The organism is Marinobacter suaedae, from assembly GCF_030519635.1.
GTDB classification, from domain to species: Bacteria; Pseudomonadota; Gammaproteobacteria; order Pseudomonadales; family Oleiphilaceae; genus Marinobacter; species Marinobacter suaedae.
Genome location: NZ_JAUMIS010000001.1, coordinates 505,879 through 524,250, shown reverse-complemented (window position 1 = coordinate 524,250; position 18,372 = coordinate 505,879). Strand labels below are relative to the sequence as shown.

The 18,372-nt window shown below is 58.1% G+C and carries 15 protein-coding genes; 9 read left to right on the top strand and 6 right to left on the bottom strand.

All coding sequences use genetic code 11. The features are described from left to right. Positions 1-26 precede the first annotated feature (26 nt). Positions 27-791, top strand: a complete 765-nt coding sequence (locus tag QVZ43_RS02310) for a DUF2059 domain-containing protein (protein ID WP_302908716.1) — start codon at positions 27-29, stop codon at positions 789-791. Between the two features lie 158 nt (positions 792-949). Next, on the top strand, positions 950-2,134 hold the full coding sequence (locus QVZ43_RS02305; RefSeq protein WP_302908715.1) for a M24 family metallopeptidase: 1,185 nt from the start codon (positions 950-952) through the stop codon (positions 2,132-2,134). Here the strand turns inward: QVZ43_RS02305 and QVZ43_RS02300 are convergent. Then, entirely contained in the window at positions 2,121-3,071 is a 951-nt protein-coding gene (locus QVZ43_RS02300; protein ID WP_302908714.1) for a VanZ family protein, read from the bottom strand. The two genes, QVZ43_RS02305 and QVZ43_RS02300, sit on opposite strands and share 14 nt — an antisense overlap. Then, a complete protein-coding gene (locus QVZ43_RS02295) occupies positions 3,071-3,349 on the bottom strand; it encodes a peptidylprolyl isomerase (RefSeq protein WP_223794170.1) in 279 nt (92 codons plus the stop codon). The genes QVZ43_RS02300 and QVZ43_RS02295 overlap by 1 nt, the downstream gene beginning before the upstream one ends. 191 nt (positions 3,350-3,540) lie before the next feature. Here QVZ43_RS02295 and QVZ43_RS02290 point away from each other — a divergent pair, with 191 nt between their 5' ends. From QVZ43_RS02290 to QVZ43_RS02275, 4 genes are all read left to right on the top strand, one after another. Further along, on the top strand, positions 3,541-5,127 hold the full coding sequence (locus QVZ43_RS02290; protein ID WP_302908713.1) for an ABC-F family ATPase: 1,587 nt from the start codon (positions 3,541-3,543) through the stop codon (positions 5,125-5,127). 166 nt (positions 5,128-5,293) lie between these two features. Next, positions 5,294-5,845: a DUF1415 domain-containing protein gene (locus tag QVZ43_RS02285; RefSeq protein ID WP_302908712.1), complete on the top strand. Its 552-nt coding sequence runs from the start codon at positions 5,294-5,296 to the stop codon at positions 5,843-5,845. A gap of 176 nt (positions 5,846-6,021) precedes the next feature. Continuing rightward, entirely contained in the window at positions 6,022-6,753 is a 732-nt protein-coding gene (locus QVZ43_RS02280; RefSeq protein WP_302908711.1) for a polyamine aminopropyltransferase, read from the top strand. Between the two features lie 16 nt (positions 6,754-6,769). Continuing rightward, positions 6,770-7,675: an NAD-dependent protein deacetylase gene (locus QVZ43_RS02275; protein WP_302908710.1), complete on the top strand. Its 906-nt coding sequence runs from the start codon at positions 6,770-6,772 to the stop codon at positions 7,673-7,675. A 126-nt stretch (positions 7,676-7,801) separates the two neighbouring features. On the opposite strand, the gene QVZ43_RS02270 is transcribed toward QVZ43_RS02275, so the two are convergent. Further along, complete coding sequence (locus QVZ43_RS02270; protein ID WP_302908709.1) at positions 7,802-8,962, bottom strand: aromatic ring-hydroxylating oxygenase subunit alpha; 1,161 nt, start codon at positions 8,960-8,962, stop codon at positions 7,802-7,804. Positions 8,963-9,153: 191 nt separating this feature from the next. Here QVZ43_RS02270 and QVZ43_RS02265 point away from each other — a divergent pair, with 191 nt between their 5' ends. The 3 genes from QVZ43_RS02265 to QVZ43_RS02255 all read left to right on the top strand — a co-directional run bounded on the left by QVZ43_RS02265 (position 9,154) and on the right by QVZ43_RS02255 (position 11,802). After that, positions 9,154-10,176, top strand: coding sequence for an AraC family transcriptional regulator (locus QVZ43_RS02265; protein ID WP_302908708.1), 1,023 nt, complete (start codon positions 9,154-9,156; stop codon positions 10,174-10,176). A gap of 181 nt (positions 10,177-10,357) precedes the next feature. Next, positions 10,358-11,293: an MBL fold metallo-hydrolase gene (locus tag QVZ43_RS02260; RefSeq protein WP_302908707.1), complete on the top strand. Its 936-nt coding sequence runs from the start codon at positions 10,358-10,360 to the stop codon at positions 11,291-11,293. Positions 11,294-11,385: 92 nt separating this feature from the next. Beyond that, the gene (locus QVZ43_RS02255; protein WP_302908706.1) at positions 11,386-11,802 is read left to right on the top strand and encodes a GFA family protein; all 417 of its coding nucleotides are present in this window, start codon (positions 11,386-11,388) and stop codon (positions 11,800-11,802) included. Positions 11,803-12,094: 292 nt separating this feature from the next. Here QVZ43_RS02255 and QVZ43_RS02250 read toward each other — a convergent pair whose 3' ends face one another. The 3 genes from QVZ43_RS02250 to QVZ43_RS02240 form a co-directional block, all read right to left on the bottom strand. After that, complete coding sequence (locus QVZ43_RS02250; RefSeq protein ID WP_302908705.1) at positions 12,095-13,507, bottom strand: sodium-dependent transporter; 1,413 nt, start codon at positions 13,505-13,507, stop codon at positions 12,095-12,097. An 83-nt stretch (positions 13,508-13,590) separates the two neighbouring features. Further along, positions 13,591-14,691: a Glu/Leu/Phe/Val family dehydrogenase gene (locus QVZ43_RS02245; protein WP_302908704.1), complete on the bottom strand. Its 1,101-nt coding sequence runs from the start codon at positions 14,689-14,691 to the stop codon at positions 13,591-13,593. A 66-nt stretch (positions 14,692-14,757) separates the two neighbouring features. Continuing rightward, entirely contained in the window at positions 14,758-18,246 is a 3,489-nt protein-coding gene (locus QVZ43_RS02240) for an indolepyruvate ferredoxin oxidoreductase family protein (protein WP_302908703.1), read from the bottom strand. Positions 18,247-18,372: the final 126 nt, after the last annotated feature.

The following is an 18,372-nucleotide window of genomic DNA, read 5'->3' as shown; positions in this document are numbered from 1 at the left end:
CGGCGGTATTTGTTGCTGGCCAGGCCGTGGCTGCACCCAGTGCCCAGCAGGTTGTGACCGCGTCACCCATCGACGATATCGTGGCCCAATATCCGGCAATGCTGAAGCAGGGCATTCAGGATGGCCTCGCGCAGGTTGGGCAGTTGCCGCCAGCGGTCACCGCGACCATTGGTCAGGTGGTCAGCCTCAGTTTTCGGAATGCGGACATCGAACAGCAGATTGTTGAGAATCTGGAAAACAATCTGACGTCTGAACAACTGGCCTCGGTTCATAGCTGGTATGAAACACCGGTCGCCCGGAAGATCGCCGAGGCTGAAATTGCCGCTTCCGCGCCCTCGGTCTGGAAAGACATTCAGGCTCAGGGGCCGGAATTGAGCCGGAAGTACCGTAATACCGAGCGCAGCCGGATGTTCGAGCGCTACGACCGCGCGGCCCGCGCCACAGAAAGTGCGGTGGACACCACCATGGCTGTGCAGCTCGGGCTGGCCAGCGCCATGGTATCGCTCAGCCCGAATTCAATGAGTCAGGACGAACTGCGCCAGGCCATTGAGAGTCAGAGGAGTACTCTGCGGGGTGTGGTTGGGCAGCAGGTTTTCGATAGCTACCTGTACACCTATGAAGACATCAGCGCCCAGGAAATGAGTCTGTACCTGGACTTCCTGGAAAGCCCACCGGGGGTCGCCTTCTCCCGGACCGTCGCAAGCAGCATCCAGCAGGCGATCTCGGAACCGATTGAATCGGTCAGTGCGCAGATGGCTCGCCTGCTCTCGCCAACGGGCGGCAGCCAGTAATATGAAAAGCCACTGTATCGCGGGAATCAGTGGCTCTGTTTGCAGAAACTTGTCAACCCACTCGCACCAACGGATTGGTGAAAGAATTTGAGCAAAAATTTGTCCGGATGCGAATTTGGGTCCATGTTATACACATGTGCAACGGTGGAGTTGCTCTCATGGATTTCAACGCGTACCAGAAGGCTCTGACTCTCCTGTCCAGGGGAAGCGAATGTCCCTTTCCGCCAGAGGAGTATGATCATCGGCTTGCGCGCGTCCGTCAGTTGATGGAAGCCGATGACATCGATGCACTCCTGCTGACTGACAGCTCCGATATCTTCTACCTGACCGGCTACAGCACCTTCGAAGTTTCTGTGCATATCGCGCTGGTTGTTACCGCCTCCTCTCTGCTGCTTCAGGTACCTTCCATCGAGATGGGCCCGGCCATCGTGACCACTCGTGTGGACAATGTGACCGGTTACCGCTGGGAAGGCATTGGGGAAGTGATGCTGCCCCTGATCGATGCGTTGAGCGACGCCGCGGACACCGTTGGTATTGATGCGTGGCACGGCTCTTTGCGCCTCGGGGTTGTGGAAGGGCTGAAAGCCCGGTTGCCGGGTGTTCGTTTCGTGGACGCTGGCGGGCTGGTGAAAAAAGTCCGGATCGTCAAATCCGAGAGGGAGATTGCCTTCCTTCGTCGCAGTGCCAGCGTAACGGCGGAGGGCTTGAGGGCTGCGGTTGCCAGCGTTCGCCCGGGAATCACCGATAACGAAGTGGCCGCTGCCGGGGCTCGGGCGTTGCTGGATGCGGGCAGTGAATTCATGAGCATGCAACCCATCGTGACCACGGGCATGCGTAGCAGCGTTATTCACACCAACCACAAGCGTTGCCCGATTGAACCCGACGAGCCCGTGTTCCTGGAATTTGGTGCCGCCTGGCATCGGTACACGGCACCGATGATGCAAACCGTCATTGCAGGCAAACCCTCGGCCGAGATGCAGCGGGTGTTCGAAGGATGCCGTAAAGTGGTGGACACGCTTCTGACGGCCGTTAAACCGGGTAACACGTTCGAGTCAGCCGCGCAGGCTGCGGATAGGGCCCTGGCGCCGCTGGGCGACAAGGTGTTTTTTTCCGGGGTGTTTGGATACACCGTGGGGGCTCAGTTCCCACCTTCCTGGGTCGAGGGGTCCGGTTTTATCGCCCGTGGAGGCAATACGACGTTCAAGCCGGGCATGGTCTTCCATCTGCCTATCTGTTTGCGTATTCCCGGTCAGTGGGGGATTGGCTGCAGCGAAACCATCCTGGTCACGGATCAGGGTACGGAAGTGCTGACCGACAACCCGTGGACGCTTACTCCAACCTGAGATCCTGAATGTAGATGGTGGCGGGCTCAGGCAACCGGGATACGAACACCTTGAATTGGGATATGTTGTCCATTTCCATTCGCCGCGTGCGCGGTGCCTTTTCGATATCGTCCAGATCAATAGTGAAGGTTTGAGAACCGGGTTGCATTGTCAACCGGATGTTGTACCGATCGCTGTGGGCGTTGTTGCCACGTGAGTGGGTCCAGTCGTTGATTCTCAGGGTCATCTGAAGAGGATGTGCGTTGGGATTGAACAGCGTCATGCTCAGCTGCTCATAGTCGCGCCAATCTGAAGGGAGGTTACTGAGCGAACCGCCGGAGTACAACTTGGTGTCAAAATCCAGCCGAAGGCTCTGTTCATGGGGGCTGGCGTGTTCCTGGGATGGTGTTAATTCCCCGTACCAGTAGGGAGTGGGGTCGTCGTGGCGGAAGTCGTACAGCAGTGGTAACTGGTGTGCGACCTTAAACTGCTGGACGCCAACAGCGGCAGTGGTTCCCAGTTCGAACAGAAGCAGCAGCGTGCTGGCAATGATCAGGGCGGGCGGCGTCGTGGGACTGGCTGATCTGTTCTCATCCAGCAGAGGGTGCCAGGCAAGCACAAACCAGACGCCGATGAGGTTTCGCAGCATATCGTGCCAGCTGGCCTCGCGACCCATATCCGACTGGATTACCTCAATAGCACCACCGATCAGCAGCACCACGACCGTTGGCAAAATCCATAACTGCCAGCCGCTCAGCCGTCGCCAGGGATGGGCGGCCAGTGTCACCAGACCGAAGAAACCAATGTGCCCCAGATTCCAGACGGCGCTTCCGAACGGGCCATTGAACCAATCGGGGCCACCGAAAAACAGTAAGGGAGTAACAATCAGAACAACCAGGAAGGCCAGGGAACGAGGCCCCAGCCAGCCTGGTCGGTTCGGGGAAGACACCGCTTCCATTAGCTGCGGCTGGTTACTTCCAGCAGGTGATAGCCGAATTGGGTCTTGATCGGCCCGATCACTGTGTTCAGTTCGCTGTTGAACACCGCCTTGTCGAACTCCGGAACCATCTGGCCCGGGCCGAAGCTACCCAGTTCGCCGCCGTTACGGCCGGACGGGCAGGAAGAGTGTTGTTTCGCCACTTCGGCGAAGTCCTGACCACCTTCAATGGCTTTCTTCAGTTCTTCGCATTTGGCTTCGCTGTCTACGAGAATGTGACGTGCAGTGGCCTGTGCCATGGTTGGTCTCCTTTCTGTGTATGGGTACTTCGGAACGGGAATGCTGCCGTGCCCCTCGCTTCGAGGCAAGCTCTTTTTATCCGTGCTTTTGCTGTCTCACGGTTGAAACCGCAAACCTGTACAATGCCGCCTTTTCCCGCAGGTGCCTGTTTGTTCAAGCACGGCCGCCCTTTACTCCTATAGGTTTTTTCTTGATCTCCACCGCCAACATCACCATGCAGTTCGGGGCCAGGCCCCTCTTTGAAAATGTGTCTGCCAAGTTTGGCAATGGCAACCGTTACGGCCTCATTGGGGCCAACGGCTGCGGAAAATCCACGCTGATGAAAATCCTCGGTGGCGATCTTGAACCCTCCGCTGGCCTGGTGATGCTGGAGCCGAACAGCCGACTGGGCAAGCTGCGCCAGGACCAGTTCGCCTATGAAGAGTTCACGGTGATGGATACCGTGATTATGGGCCACGAAGAGCTCTGGCGGGTGAAAAATGAGCGGGACCGGATTTATTCCCTGGCTGAAATGAGCGAGGAAGACGGCATGGCCGTGGCCGATCTGGAAGTCCAGTTCGCCGAAATGGATGGTTACACCGCCGAATCCCGTGCGGGTGAGTTGTTGCTCGGCCTGGATATTCCGCTGGAGGAGCACAATGGGCCGATGAGTGCCCTGGCACCGGGCTGGAAACTGCGTGTGTTGCTGGCCCAGGCGCTGTTCTCTGACCCAGATGTATTGTTGCTGGACGAGCCCACGAACCACCTTGATATCAATACGATTCGCTGGCTGGAGAACATCCTGGTGTCGCGCAACAGCACCATGATTATCATCTCCCACGACCGTCACTTCCTGAATAGCGTGTGTACACACATGGCGGACCTGGATTATGGCGAGTTGCGCCTGTTTCCAGGTAACTACGATGAGTACATGACTGCAGCAACTCAGGCCCGTGAGCGTATGCTGGCGGACAACGCCAAGAAAAAGGCCCAGATTGCCGAGCTTCAGCAGTTTGTCAGCCGATTCTCGGCCAATGCCTCCAAGGCCAAGCAGGCCACGTCCCGGGCGCGCCAGATCGATAAAATCCAGCTGGAAGAGGTGAAACCCTCCAGCCGCGTCAGTCCGTTTATCCGTTTCGAACAGGGTAAGAAACTGCATCGCCAGGCGGTCACGCTCAAGGACCTGAGCAAGGGCTTCGACGGCGAATCGTTGTTCAACAAACTGAACCTTCAAATCGAGGCCGGCGAGCGGGTTGCCATCATCGGCCCGAACGGCATTGGCAAAACCACATTGTTGCAGTGCATGGCGGGCGCCTATGAGCCAGACAGTGGGGAAGTGAAATGGACGGACAGCGCCGAGGTTGGATACTTCAACCAGGATCACACCGCGGATTTTTCTGCCGATGAAACGCTGACTGACTGGATGGCCCAGTGGACCAAGGGCGGTGAGCAACTGGTTCGTGGCACCCTGGGGCGTATGCTGTTTTCCGGTGACGACATCGGCAAATCCGTGCAGGTTCTTTCCGGTGGTGAACAGGGGCGCATGCTGTTTGGCAAACTGATCCTGCAGAAACCGAATGTGTTGCTGATGGACGAGCCGACCAACCACCTGGATATGGAATCCATTGAGGCGCTGAACCTCGCGCTGGAAAATTACCCGGGCACGCTGATTTTTGTGAGCCATGACCGGGAGTTTGTTTCGTCGCTGGCGACGCGAATTATTGAGTTGAGAGCCGACGGGGTAACGGACTTCAGTGGTTCCTATGATGATTATCTGCGGAGTCAGGGTTACTTTTGACAGATGAATTTGGGGGTGGCCGAGCGAATAGTGCTGTCCAAAACACGCTCAAGCACATCCCTGTGACACTTGGGCTCCGCCATCCATGGCTCCGCACAGTTTTGGACAGCACTATTCGCTCGTCCAATCTGGCTCCGGCCAATACCAGCAAAAAGGGGATTTGAATGTGAACGAATCGGCCGTAGTTTCAGCAACCCGACAATGGGTCGAAGACGTGGTGGTCGGCTACAACCTGTGTCCGTTTGCCAAACGCGAGCTGGTCCGGAACCGGGTTCGATTTGTGGTTTCCGATGCCAGTGATGAAGATGCGTTGCTGCAGGCGTTGCATGCTGAGCTTCGCCGCCTGGACGATGAGCCGGATATTGAAACCACCCTGCTGATCCACCCGGATGTATTGCAGGCATTCGGACCCTACAATGAATTCCTGGATGCGGCTGACGGGCTACTCGCGTACCTTGAGATGGAAGGCGTATACCAGATTGCCAGTTTCCACCCGGACTACCAGTTCGAAGGAACGGAACCGGATGCTGCGGAGAATTACACCAACCGGTCTCCGTACCCGATGCTTCACCTGTTGCGGGAAGCCAGTCTGGAGGCGGCCATTGATAGCTACCCGGATGTGGATGGGATCCCTGAGAGAAATATTGAGCTGATGGAAAACCTCGGCGCCGAGAAAATGCGGAATATCCTGCTCGGTTGTTTGAAGGTTTCGGAGTAACTCGATGGGCTGGGTTGGGCAGGTGGGTAGTCCCTGCCAAAACCCGCTCAACCACATCCCTGTGACGCTTGAGCTCCGTCATCCATGGCTCAGCACAGTTTTGGCAGGGACTACCCACCCGCACCCGCATCGGTCGAGCGGCCGCACCTTCACCCTGACAAGATAGAGGCACAACTTTGGGACTTCTTTTCGAGCAAATTGACAGCCAGCCCTCCGAAATCGGAGAGATCACCCTGCGTCGGCGCCGGATTCCGGCGATCGGTAACCGGGATATTTTCGAAGTGAAGCTCGGCGAAGAGTTCCTGATGTCCAGCATGTTCGTGGACGCGGAAGTGGCGCTGTCCGACATCGGCCTGAATGCAACCCCGGGCGATAACCTAAGTGTGGTCGTTGGTGGTCTGGGCCTTGGGTATACCGCCGTGGCTGCGCTCAAGCACGAACGGGTGGGGGAGCTGCTGATTGTCGAGTACCTGGAGCCGGTCATTCGCTGGCACCAGCAGGAACTGGTGCCATTGGGAAAGGATATAAACGCCGATGCCCGCAGCCGCTACGTGCATGGGAGCTTCTTTGATCTGGCGATAGCCGAACCTTCAGAAGGAGGTTTCGATCCCGAGTCGCCCGGAAAAACCTTCGATGCCATTCTATTGGACATCGATCACTCACCCCGGGCTCTGCTGCACGATTCCAATGCCAGCTTCTATACCGTAAACAACATTCGCCAGATGGCCCGGCAGATCAAACCCCAGGGTATTTTTGCCATGTGGTCCAACGAAGGGGAAGATGAGGAATTCATGGCGGTGCTGCGGGAGGTGTTTACCGATGTGGCCTGCCACGTGGTGACTTTTTTTAATCCGTTTCAGAACAGGGAATCGTTTAATACCGTATACGTGGCCCGAAAACCGGGCTAACAAAACCGGGAGGCCTATGCCTGTGATGACCCACCGCACCCGACCTTTCAGTACCAGCCAGCGGTTGCCGGAGACCGATGAGGTGCCGGTGCAGCATGAGCCGGAACAGGCCGGGGAAATGCTGGCGGATTTCATTCGAAAGCACCCCAGGCTCCTGGTGCTTACCGGGGCGGGTGTGAGTACCGATTCGGGCATCCCCGATTACCGCGATGGCGACGGTGCCTGGAAACGCAAGCAACCGGTGCAGCACCAGGCCTTTATGGAAAGCTTTGAAACCCGGCAGCGCTACTGGGGCCGGAGCCTGATCGGTTGGCCGGTGATGCGCAATGCCTCGCCTAACCCGTCGCATCATCACATCGCCCAACTGGAACTGCTCAATCACACCAGCCTGGTGGTCACACAAAATGTGGACCGGCTGCACCAGAAGGCGGGCACCCAGGGTGTCGTTGACCTGCACGGCCGGGCGGATGAGGTAATCTGCATGAGCTGTGGTTTCCGGTGTTCCCGGGATGAGGTGCACAACCAATGCGACACACTCAACCCGCGCTTCCGGCAGTATCAGGCCGCGACCGCGCCAGACGGGGATGCCGACCTGGATGTGGATTTCTCAGATTTCAAACCCGCAGACTGCCCCCAGTGCGCGGGCATCCTGAAACCGGACGTGGTGTTCTTCGGGGATTTCGTGCCGAAGCAGCGAGTTGATGCCGCACTCGATAGTCTGCGCGAGAGTGACGGTTTGCTGGTCGTGGGTTCCTCGTTGATGGTGTACTCCGGATTTCGGTTTTGTCGGTACGCAAAGGAGTGGGGAAAACCCATCGCAACGCTGAATCTTGGCCGGACGCGGGCAGATGATCTGGCGGATCTCAAGCTTAATGCACGCATTGCCGAGACCTTGGAAGCGTCACTGCCTGCGCTTTCGTGACAGCAGCCTTCATGTTCTTGTGACCACCTATTTGGCCGCCCCTCTGTTTTTGCACCTAATTAAACAAAAGCGAACATTCCACGTATCGAATAAGCTCTCAAAACTGTCCGCTTCTTTTGACTGTTCTTAGCTGCTATTTAATCGTTCCTCCACCCAGGCATTGAAGGTAGCCAGTGCTCCCTCGTTGCGCCCGAAAGTGAGCTTGCTGTTAGCACCGCTGGCCATGCCCGCCTGAATCTGCTCGCCCAGCTCAAAGTCCTCGTCCAGGGTATTCAGGGAAATCTCCCGGTTGCGCTGCCAATAGTCCAGTTCCTTTTCAGTCAGATCTTCTACCGGTTTGGGGATCAAAGGCGTGATAAAGATTTCGCTCTGATCAACGCTGATAGGGACCGTTTGAATCCAGTCAATATGGTTTTTCTGAACCAACAGCACCATCTGAGGGGCGATGCTGTACACAACATGGGCGATGTCTCGCAGGCGCACGTCTTGAATGAGGTCTTTCGTCACCGATTTGAGCTCTTCTGTCGGCATCACCACACGAAAATGCGCGCCTAGTTGGTCCGTCACGCAGGTGTTGCTGAGGAAATAGGGGCCGATGGTGTTTTTGTGGGCGAATTTGAAGTGATAGGTCTCCAGCCCGCCTTCGGTGACGATTTTCCAGTTGGCTTTCCAGGTCCGGCGATGGGTCTCAAACTTGTGTAAACCGTCGCACTGAAGCCATTCCAGGTCCGCTTTCACCGGTTCGAGGTGGGCCTCGAGCTGTTTCTCGGCATCGTCATCATTTTTGGCTGTGGGGCATAGCCAGATGAAACCGTACGCTTCGACACAGGGAATTGGCGCGAGGCCACTCTGGCTTTTGTCCAGTTCTGGAAAGCAGGTTTGCTCGAAAGGGGCCGAGAGCAACTGTCCATCGTTTCCATAGCGCCAAGCGTGGTAAGGGCAAGAAAACGCTTTGGCGCAGCCCGATGCTCTGGATTCTACCTGGGCGCCACGGTGGCGGCACACGTTATGAAACGCCTTCACTTCGCCGGCTTCGGTTCGAGTGAAAAGCACGTTGCCGGAGTGGGTTGCTACTGTGCGAAAGTCGTTCGGATTGGGCAGCTCACTGCTGTGCAGGTACGCCACGGGCAATGCCTGATGAATGGCATGGCGTTCCTGTTCGAAACGCTGCGGGTCGGTGTAACGTTCGACCGGTGACGTGTGAGTCTCGGCGGACAGGGTGGTGGACTTATCGGCCAGAAGATTCAGGCACTGTTTGAGAATGCGGGTTTCGTCGTGACGGTTCATAAGGCCTCCTGAGCGAATGGAAAGAAGCTTGGGCTTGGTCCCACGAGGTTTACGGGACTCCAATGTCATCCACCATAGGAGGCTTTGGGGTTGGACAGTAGGTTGATTTTTTGCTGTCGAGTTGTCCTATAGTTGCAATTTATGCGATTTATCTCAATAAAGATGCAAATATAGAGCTAAGGGCCCCGCTGTTGAAATCACTTCAGGACATATTGATTGATCCCACCATCCCGGTGATTTTTCTGGCCGATGTGTTGGAGGCCGTTGGAATCGATTCGCCGGAAGCCAGATCTGTTCTGGGTGAGCTGTCGCTTTCGGCGGATCAATTGAGCGTCAGTGCGAATCGATTGTCGGTGCTGGAATACAGCGGCGAGATCGCACGGTTGATGAACACCACCGACGACCTATTTCTGGGCTTTCTCGATCGGCCGGTTCCTCGCAGAGCCTTCGGCGTGTTTGCGCTTGGCGCGGTCGGGTGTCATTCGCTGACGTCGCTGGTGGCCTATTTCAACCTGTACTTCTCATTGTTCACCGATCAGTTCCGTCTGCGACTTCAGAAACAGCATGGCGAGGCTCACTTGGAGCTCGAATTTGAGGAGCGACGGCCCCTCAGCTACCGGTTTATCTATCAGAGCATGCTGCTGATCCTGCTTCGACTGCTCGGCTGGTTTGCCGGGGAGGAGCTTCAGCCGCGAGAGGTTCGTTTTCGCTTCTCCGAAAGCGACCACGACGAGCATTTTCATTACCTGTTCGGTGTTCCCCCGACGTTCAACGCACCCGATACGGCGCTGGTGTTCGATGCGAAGCTGGCGGATACGCCGCTCTCAATTGCACAGGACACGGTGCGTGAAATTCTGAGAGACAACCAGAACATGATGCTGGTGCGAACCAAAACCAACCCGTTTACCAGGCAGGCCCGCCGGTTGCTAGTGCTTAACAAGGACCAGGGCTGGCTGCGGCAGCAGGACATCGCGGTACAGCTGGGCATAACGGAGAACCTGCTGTGGCGAAAGCTGAAAAAAGAGGGCACCACCTACAACCAGATCCTTGCTGGCCTGAAGCGGGATTATGCGCTTCGACTTCTGACGAACCCCAACCTGAGCATCGAGGACGTTTCCCGACGGCTGCACTTTGAAGAGGTGAGTGCCTTCACCAAAGCATTCAGGAAATGGCTGGGCCAGGCGCCAGGCGCATATCGCAGTAAGTTGATTTAGGCGACTGATACGAGCATGCCAATTGCCATTTGAATGTTCGCTTTGCGACCAGACCAGGCTCCCAAACTCTCTTAAACAGATGCGGTCGTTCCCGGCGCAATTTAGTGCGAACTCAAATTAATCGCCTATTATGGTGTGTACCTCACCTGTTTATAATCAGGGACCCGTCAAGGATATAACAATGAATAAGATGATCCTGTTGGCCCTTCTTGTCAGCCTGTTAATGCCGCTGTCCGTTTCAGCTCAGGTTCCCGACGGTTTTTTTGATGTCCAACTTCGCACCGTCCCCGTTGCCGGGCGTGTCCATATGATTCAGCGGCCTGACGGATTCGCGAATGTCGGCGTCTTCGTGGGTGAAGAGGGCGTGTTACTTGTCGATTCCCAGTTTAAGCCCCATGCCGAGCAGCTTTTAGCCGCCGTTCGCGATCTCAGTGACGGCGAGATACGCTTTTTGATAAACACCCATGTACACCCAGATCACATTGGTGGGAATGAACCTCTTGCGACAGGTGGCGTGCTGATTTTTGCCCACGACAACATGCGGGTGCGAATGCTGGAACGCCGATCCCGGTTCCCACGGGGAAACGGCGGATTCTTTCCACAGGCACCCGCTGCGGCACGTCCCTTTGTGACCTTCAAAGAGCAACTCACCTTCCATTTCAATGGAGAAGAGGTAAAGGTTTTCCTGGCGCCGCCGGCCCACACCGATGGTGACACTTTCGTCTATTTCACCGAATCCAATGTCCTTCACCTTGGCGACGTCTTTCGCACTACGAGCTATCCGGTTATCGACGTTTACAATGGCGGCACGCTGGCCGGGACCATAGAGGCCCTTGACCTGGCGATAAGCCTGGCCGGACCGAATACCAGAATTATTCCAGGCCATGGAGTCGATGTGGTAGGGCGGGAAGAGGTCGTTCAATTCAGGGACATGATCGTGGATGTCGCCCAGCGGGTCCGGGAACTTATTTCTCAGGGTGAAACGCTGGATGGGGTAATCGCCGCGGAACCAACCAAGCAGTACGACGATAAGTGGGGGAGGGTTGCTTCATGGTCGGAAAAAGACTTCATACCCATCGTCTACCATCAGCTCGGAGGTGGCTCGCTTTACGAGTGACCTGAGCAACAATCGGCCGCTGAGCCCGGGCGTTCTGTCTTCACAAAGTGTCTGCGCTGGCAAAGAGTTTTCAATAATCGGGAGCATTGCTCGTGAAAAATATCTCAGGACGCTGTCTTTGTGGTTCGGTGGCATACCAGGGCAGCGTGGAACCGGTGTTTTCTGGAAACTGTCACTGCACAGATTGCCGAAAACTCAGCGGAAATGGGCACCTATCCTTGTTGGTGGTTCCCAACGATCAAGTACGTGTGGAAGGCCAGGTAAAACAACATTCTGTCACCGCTGATTCGGGAGCAACGGTCTCAAATTACTTTTGCGTCGATTGCGGATCACAAGTTTACAAAACCGGTGAGCTGATGCCTGACATGACTTTTATTGTCGCATCGACGTTGGATGATCCGGAAGTCTTCACCCCAGAAATCAGTCTGTATGCCTCAAGAGCCGTCAGCTGGGATCTGCCTCATTCAAGCACCGTAGTGTTTGAAACCATGCCGGCATCTGAAACCTGAAGAAAACAAATCCACAGATGCGGTCATTTGCCCGCCCAAACGAGCTCAACGCAGAACCGGCATCTACAAGATCGACTTCGAGTCAACGGAAGGTAGAGGGGCGGTATTCTGGGTTGATCTGCCTGTGGTTGACGACACACCCTGAATGTTCGCTTTGCGACCCGAGCAGCCAATTTATTGAGTCATTTCTCGGCGACGTGATGGTGACATGACCATTCGAACCGAAACATTTACCGCGTCAGCCCAATCAAAAAAGCCCGCTCGAAAGCGGGCTTTTTCATGGCCGGGAGGCTTACAGCAGGTTGTAGATAAACACCGCTGCAACCGCGACCGGGGTGAAGTACCGAACAGTGGTGTACCACAGACGGAACATCGGTTCGGACAGTGACAGCTCGTTCTTCACAGCCTGGCTGGACATGACCCAGCCGACGAAGACAGCGACCATCAGGCCACCCAGCGGCAGCAGGATGTTGGCGGTGAAGAAGTCGAGCAGGTCGAAGATGGTCTTGCCTTCGAACATGGCGAACGCGCCCAGCGGTGCGAAGTCGGACCACAGGTTCAGCGACAGGATCGACGCAATACCCAGCGCCCAGCACACCAGGCCAGCACCCAGGGTGCTCACGGTGCGGTTCATGCCTTTTTGCTCTTCCAGCCACTCAACAATCGGCTCCAGCAGGGAGATGCCAGACGTCCATGCGGCGAAGATCAGCAGTACGAAGAACAGGGTGCCGAACAGGCTGCCCATCGGCATCTGGCCAAACGCCAGCGGCAGGGTCTGGAAGATCAGGCCAGGACCAGCGCCCGGCTCCAGGCCGTTGGCGAACACGATCGGGAAGATCGCCAGGCCAGCCAGCAGCGCTACACCGGTGTCGATGATGGACACGGTGATGGAGGTCTTGGCGATGGACACTTTCTTCGGCAGGTAAGAGCCGTAGGCCATCATCACCGCCATACCCAGGCTGAGGGTGAAGAAGGCGTGGCCAAGGGCAACCAGAACACCGGAGGTGGTCAGCTTGGAGAAGTCCGGCTGGAACAGGAACGCCGCTGCACGGCCAAACTCACCGGTGGTCATGGCGTAGCCAACCACCAGAAGCAGCAGCACGAACAGGCCGGGCATCAGGATGCTGACAGCACGCTCAAGACCAGAACGAACGCCGCGGGCTACCACCACCATGACCAGCGCCATGAATACGGTATGCCACATCAGCAGGGTGAGCGGGTCGCTCAGCAGGCCGGAGAAGATGGCGCCGATGGCGTCGGCAGACTGGCCCACCAGCTGGCCGCTGGCCGCCGTGCCAACGTAGGAGGCAGCCCAGCCGCCAATCACGGAGTAGAAGGACAGGATCAGGAAGCCGGCGAGTACACCCACGGCACCGATCATGCGCCACATGGGGTTGAGTTTGTCGCGCTCGGCGATCAAGCGAATGCTGTTCACCGGGCTGCGACCGCCACGGCGACCAATCAGCACTTCACCCATCATGATGGGGATACCGACTACTGCAATACAGAGCAGATAAACCAGGACAAACGCACCGCCACCGTGTTCACCGGTGATGTAGGGGAACTTCCAGATGTTACCAAGGCCTACCGCGGAACCGGTGGCCGCCAGGATAAAGGCCAGGCGTGAGGACCAGAGGCCACGCGCGGCATTGGCGCCTTCCTGCGCTCCGGTATAGGTAGTGCTGCCGGATTGTGAAACGGACATAAATGTCTCCTGCTAGTACTTGTTTTTGTATGGGGAAACAGAGGCTGTGACGGACACAGCCTCAAAGATTTAGTTACCGGTGATTAGCCTGCGCGAGCGAGGCGCTCGGGCAGGGTGCTGACACGGGCAACGTGCTTCTTGAATCGCTCTTCAGCGAGTTCATTGGCGATCGCGCCCGTCGGGCGGCCGCTGTCGTCGGAGCGACGGAAGATCTCCGCCAGAGTGTCACCAATGGTTTCCACGTGGGCGCGGGACTTCTCGGCGGAGCCGAAAGTGCGCTCGTAGAACACATCGATAATGCCGCCGGCGTTGATGGCGTAATCCGGGGCATACAGAATGCCACGGTCTTTCAGGGCCTGGTCGTGATCCGGACGCTCCAGCAGGTTGTTGGCCGCACCGGCGATCACAGAGGCCTTGATCTCGGGGATGCTGTTGTCGTTCAGGACGGCACCCATGGCACATGGGGCAATCACGTCCACCGGCAGGGTCAGGATGTCCTCAGCCGCAGCCGGCTTGGCACCCAGTTCGTCTACCGCACGCTTCATGTTGTCCTCATGGATGTCGTACACCCACAGCTGGGCACCGGCCTCGGCCAGATGCTTGGCCAGGCGGAAGCCCACGTTGCCGATACCCTGAATGGCGACTTTCAGACCGTTCAGGTCGTCACGGCCAAGCTTGTGCTTCACCGCCGCCTTCAGGCCGATGAAGGTACCGTAGGCGGTCGCCGGTGACGGATCACCGTTGCACGGGCGACCATCGATGCCCGTGCGCTCAACGATGCCGGCCACGTGCCGGGTGTGACGGCCCATGACTTTCAGGTCCGCGACGCTGGTGCCGGAATCTTCGGCGGCAATGTACTGGCCGCCAAGGCCGTCCAGGTGCTTGCCCATGGCTTCCAGCAGCGCTTCGGTCTTGTGCTTGCGCGGGTCGCCGATGATCACGGACTTGCCGCCGCCCAGGTCCAGGTTGGCCAGAGCGGACTTGTAGGTCATGCCCTTGGACAGACGCAGTACGTCGCGCAGGGCTTCCTCGTCCGAGGCGTAGGGGAACATCCGGCAGCCGCCGAGGGCAGGGCCGCGAGAGGTGTTGTGAACGGCAACGATGGCTTTCAGTCCGGTTTCCGGATCACAGAAAAAGGACAGATGCTCATGGTTGTCGAATTCGGGATGGCTGAATACGTTCATGTCGTTTCACCTTTCTCGTAATGCCACCGCTACCCTTGTGGGGCCTGCGGTGGCTGGTTCTTGTTGTTAGACCGCAGCGTTTGCGATTTGTTGATGTTCCCGTGCGTTCGGGTTCAGTTCCGCACGCAGCTGGGACCGCTCCTTGCGGGTGGCCTCGTAGGCTTTTTCCTTGACCGGGCCATAGCCGCGGATCTTCGCGGGCAGGTTGGCCAGGGCACGGGCGGCGTCGGCGTGGTCTTTGCTCAGGTGCTTCAGTACCCAGCTGACATCGCCCTCGTATTCACGGATGAGCTTGCGCTCCAGGCGGCGATCGGCGGTGTAGCCAAACGGATCCAGCGGCGTGCCGCGCAGACCTTTTGCTCTGGCGAGCAGGGCAAACACTTTTTCCATCCAGGGGCCGAACTTGATCTTCTTGGGGCGCTCGCCGTTTTTGGCGCGGCTGAAGATGGGCGGAGCCAGATTGAACTCCAGTTCCACGTCACCCTCGAACTCTTCCGCCAGTTGTTTGCGCAGGCTGCCGTTGCTGAACAGGCGTGCGACTTCGTACTCGTCCTTGTAGGCGAGCACCTTGGCGTAGTTTTCCGCGATGGTGCGCAGCAGTACCGGGTCACTGCCCAGTTGCTTGGCAATGCGGGCTTCCGCCTGGCGCACCAGCTTCTCGTAGCGCTTGGCGAGCGCCGCGTTCTGGTACTCGGTCAGGAAGTCCATCTTGCGACGGATCAGCTGGTCGGTGGTTTCCATGATCTGCACCACGTCGCCCTTGGGCTTCGGGAAGGCCAGCTCTTTGACCCGGTCCAGATCGTGAGCCGCCCGGCGGCCCCACAGGAACGCCTGCTTGTTCTTTTCAACGGCGGCGTTGTTCAACTCAACGGCCCGCTCAATAGAAGCGGCGCTCAATGGCAGCAGGCCTTTCTGGTAAGCGAAGCCAACGGTGAACAGGTTCACCGCCATGTTGTCACCCATCAGGGCCTTGGCGAGCTTGCCGGCGTCCAGGAAGTGGCCGCCGTCTTCGCGGCAGGCTTCGCGGATGCTCTGCTCCATGGACTCGCCCGGGAACTGGATGTCCGGGTTACGGGTGAAGGCCGCCGGCATGGCTTCTTCCACGTTGACCACGCAGCGGGAGAAACGGTTGTCCAGCTTGGCCAGGGCATCGTCAGTAGCCGCAACCATCAGATCGAACGCCAGCATCAGGTCGGCTTCGCCGGCCGGGATGCGCACGGCGTGGATGTCTTCCTGCTTGTCGCTGATGCGGATGTGGCTGACCACAGCGCCGAACTTCTGCGCCAGGCCAGTCTGGTCCAGCACCGATACGCCTTTGCCTTCCAGGTGCGCGGCCATACCCAGCAGGGCACTGACGGTCACCACACCGGTACCGCCCACGCCGGTCAGCAGGATGCCGTAAGGGTTGTTGCCATCCACGGCCACCGGCTCAGGGAGTTCCGGGAAATCCACATCAGCGCTGACACCGGCCGGCTTCTTCAGCTTGCCGCCCTTGACGGTGACAAAGCTCGGGCAGAAGCCGCGCACGCAGGAGAAGTCCTTGTTACAGGCGGACTGGTCGATGGTGCGCTTGCGGCCTTCCCCGGTTTCCTTCGGCAGGATGGACAGGCAGTTGGACTGGATACCGCAGTCACCACAGCCTTCGCACACATCGGAGTGGATCATCACGCGCTGATCCGGGTCCTCCATGGTGCCGCGCTTTCGGCGACGACGCTTCTCAGCGGCACAGGTCTGGTCGTAGATGATGACGGAGCAGCCTTCGATCTCACGCATTTCGCGCTGGAGTGCATCCAGGTCATCCCGGTGGTGGAAGGTGGTGCGATCGGCAAAATCCGCCCGGGACGGGTACTTGTCCGGCTCGTCGCTCACCACCGCAATGCGGCGAACACCTTCACCGTAGAGCTGGTGACTGATTTGCTGCACTGTCAGGGTGCCGTCCACCGGCTGGCCGCCGGTCATGGCCACCGCATCGTTGTACAGGATCTTGTAGGTGATGTTGGAACCGGAGGCAATCGCGGCACGGATGGCCAGCAGGCCGGAGTGAAAGTAGGTGCCGTCACCCAGGTTCTGGAACACGTGCTTTTCTTTGGTGAACGGTGCCTGGCCAAGCCAGGTGACGCCTTCACCGCCCATCTGGGTAAAGGTGTCGGTGCCCCGTTCCATCCAGGTGGCCATGTAATGGCAACCAATACCGCCGAGGGCACGGCTGCCTTCAGGCACCTGGGTAGAGGTGTTGTGGGGGCAGCCGGAGCAGAAGTGCGGTGTCCGGTCCAGACGATCTTTCGGCTGGGCCAGGCTGTTTTCCTTTTCGGTCAGGAAGTTCAGGCGACGATGCAGCTGGTCGTTACATACGCGGTCACCCAGGCGGGAGGCGATGGCGCGGGCCACCATGGCCGGGGTCAGTTCGGAGATGACCGGCAGCAGCTCTTCGCCTTTCTCGTTGCACTTGCCGATCACCAGCGGGCGCTGAGCGTCCTGCCAGCTGTAGAGCTGGGTTTTGAGCTGGTCCTCGATCAGGCCGCGTTTTTCCTCAACCACCAGAATTTCTTCCAGGCCGGACGCGAATTCGTAAATACCCTCTGGCTCCAGCGGCCAGGGCATGGCCACCTTGTAGACGGACAGGCCAATGGCTTCGCGCTCCTGCTCACCCAGACCCAGGTCGGCCAGCGCCTGGATAACGTCCAGATAGGCCTTGCCGGTGGTCACAATGCCGAGCTTGGGCTGGCTGGCGGACAGAACGGTTTTGTCCAGGCGGTTGGCGCGGCAGAAGGCCTTGGCGGCTTCCAGCTTGTAGCGGTGCAGGCGTTCTTCCTGCTGCATGGGCTTGTCCGGCCAGCGGGAGTTCAGGCCACCTTCGGGCATCTGGAAATCCCGGGGGATTTTGATATCGATGCGGCTCAGGTCCAGATTGGCGGAAATGGATGAATCCATGTTCTCCGCCAGGGCTTTGAAACCAACCCAGCAGCCGCTGAAGCGTGACATGGCCCAGCCATACAGGCCCATGTCCAGAATGTCCTGAATGCCGGCCGGATTCAGTACCGGCATGCCGGCATCCATGAAGGCGTAGTCGCTCTGGTGAGGCAGGGTGGAGGATTTGCAGGCATGGTCGTCGCCCGCTACCGCCAGAACACCGCCAAAGCGGGAAGTGCCTGCAGCATTGGCGTGCTTGAAAACGTCTCCGGTGCGGTCAACGCCCGGGCCCTTGCCGTACCACAGACCAAAGACGCCATCGTACTCGGCGCCTTCGAAAATATTCACCTGCTGGGAACCCCACACGGCGGTCGCGCCGAGGTCTTCGTTGATGCCCGGCAGGAAGTGGATGTTCTTCTGCTTGAGGTAGTCGCGCGCGGTCCAGAGGACCTTGTCGAAGCCGCCCAGTGGCGAGCCGCGATAACCGGAGATGAAGCCGGCGGTGTTCTGGCCGTTGGCCTTGTCGAGCTGGGCCTGAAGCAGGGGCAGGCGTGCCAGCGCCTGACTGCCGTTCATGTAGACGGCGCCGGATTCTTTTTCCCAGACATCGCTCAGACTGGCGTTACGCAGTTGTTTCTCTTGCATGGTGTTCACCGTTTCCAGACAAAATGAGGGCACGGGCGCAGAGTCAGAGTGCGCCGGGTGCGAATTCGGTTCGAGTTCAGGCTTTGGTCAGGTAGCCGTTAAATCGAAATACAGGCCCGGGGGCGA